Annotated in this window: 1 protein-coding gene and 1 pseudogene; both read right to left on the bottom strand. The window is 64.2% G+C overall.

Features of this window, described 5'->3' with window-relative positions; all coding sequences use genetic code 11:
• Positions 1-247 (bottom strand): annotated as a pseudogene (gene gltD, locus EOA22_RS31965) (glutamate synthase); the annotation flags it as partial.
• Between the two features lie 141 nt (positions 248-388).
• On the bottom strand, positions 389-1,888 hold a 1,500-nt coding region (locus tag EOA22_RS31960; RefSeq protein ID WP_245478736.1), incomplete at its 5' end, for a glutamate synthase-related protein.

Below are 1,888 nucleotides of genomic sequence, written 5' to 3'. Positions count from 1 at the left end.
GGATCGCGTTGTCCCAGTCGCCATTGTAGACGAGGTCGTTCCAGTCTGGAATCTGGTTGTGGATCGGGCAGCCGGTCGGCCCGTGGCAGAACGGAATGCCGCAATCCATGCAGCGCGCGGCCTGTTTCTCGACCTCCTTGTCAGACATCGGCAGCGTGAACTCGCGGAAATGCCGGATGCGGTCGGAGGCCGGCTGGTACTTGTGCACCTGCCGGTCGATTTCGAGAAAGCCTGTTACCTTGCCCATAGTCCAGTTCCTGCTGTCCAGATGGTGCGGTTTTCGCCGCACCCGTTAACCCCTTGAGGCAGCCATGGCAACCTTGCGCCGGAGGTCAAACTGTCGATGAAGATGGGCCGGGAAGCCTGGGCTCCCCGGCCATTGCAAAGCCTATTCCGCCGCAACGCCCATGCGCATGCGTTCCATCTCGATCAGGGCGCGGCGGTATTCGACCGGCATGATCTTGCGGAACTTCGGCCGGAACGTCGCCCAGTCGTCGAGAATCTCGCGACCACGTACCGACCCGGTGTAGTGCACATGGTTCGAGATCAGCTGGTAGAGCCGCTCCTCGTCATGGCTGGTCATGTCGCCGGAGACGTCGACGCGGCCCTTGTGGTCGAGGTCGCCGCCATGGTGCAGCAGCCTTTCCATCAGATCGTCTTCTTCCGGAACCGGCTCCAGCTCGACCATCGCCATGTTGCAGCGCTCGGCGAAATCGCCCGCCTCGTCGAGCACGTAGGCGACGCCGCCAGACATGCCGGCGGCGAAGTTGCGGCCGGTCTTGCCGATGACGACGACGATGCCGCCAGTCATGTACTCGCAGCCATGATCGCCGACGCCTTCGACGACGGCGGCGACGCCCGAATTGCGCACGGCGAAACGCTCGCCGGCGACGCCGGCGAAATAGGCTTCGCCCTCGGTTGCGCCATAGAGCACCGTGTTGCCGACGATGATGGATTCAGCCGCGACGATCTTGGCCTCTTCCGGCGGCCGAATGACGATGCGGCCGCCCGACAGGCCCTTGCCGACATAGTCGTTGCCGGCGCCGACAAGCTCGAACGAGATGCCGCGCGCCAGGAAGGCGCCAAAGGACTGGCCGGCAGTGCCGGTCAGCTTCACCGATATCGTATCCTCGCGCAGGCCCTTGTGCTTGAAGCGCTTGGCCACTTCGCCCGACAGCATGGCGCCCGCGGAGCGGTCGACATTGCGGATATCGACCTCGATCTTGACCGGCAGCTTGCTCTCGAGCGCCGGCTTGGCCAGTTCGATCAGCTTGCGGTCGAGCACGTCGTCGATCGGGTGCTTCTGCCGCTCGGTCCAGTGCACCGCTTCATGCGGCGCATCCGGCTTGAAGAACATCTTCGAGAAATCGAGCCCGCGCGCCTTCCAGTGCACGATCAGGTCGCGCTTTTCCAGAAGATCGGTGTCGCCGATGATCTGGTCGATATGGGTGTAGCCCATCTCGGCGAGCAGCTCCCTCACCTCTTCCGCGACGTAGAAGAAGAAGTTGATGACATGCTCGGGCGTGCCCTTGAAGCGCTTGCGCAGCACCGGATCCTGCGTCGCGACGCCGACCGGACAGGTGTTGAGATGGCATTTGCGCATCATGATGCAGCCGGCCGCGATCAGCGGTGCGGTCGAGAAGCCGAACTCGTCGGCGCCGAGCAGCGCGCCGATGATGACGTCGCGCCCTGTGCGCAAGCCACCATCGACCTGCAGCGCAACGCGCGACCGCAAGCCGTTCAGCACCAGCGTCTGGTGTGTCTCGGCAAGGCCCATTTCCCACGGGCTGCCGGCATGCTTGAGCGACGTCAGCGGCGAGGCACCGGTGCCGCCATCATAGCCCGAAATTGTGATGTGGTCGGCGCGCGCCTTGGCGACGCCCGCCGC

Source organism: Mesorhizobium sp. M7A.F.Ca.US.014.04.1.1 (assembly GCF_003998745.1).
GTDB classification, from domain to species: Bacteria; Pseudomonadota; Alphaproteobacteria; order Rhizobiales; family Rhizobiaceae; genus Mesorhizobium; species Mesorhizobium ciceri.
Note: the sequence above shows the minus strand (reverse complement) of the source record. Positions and strands in the feature narration are given on the sequence as shown.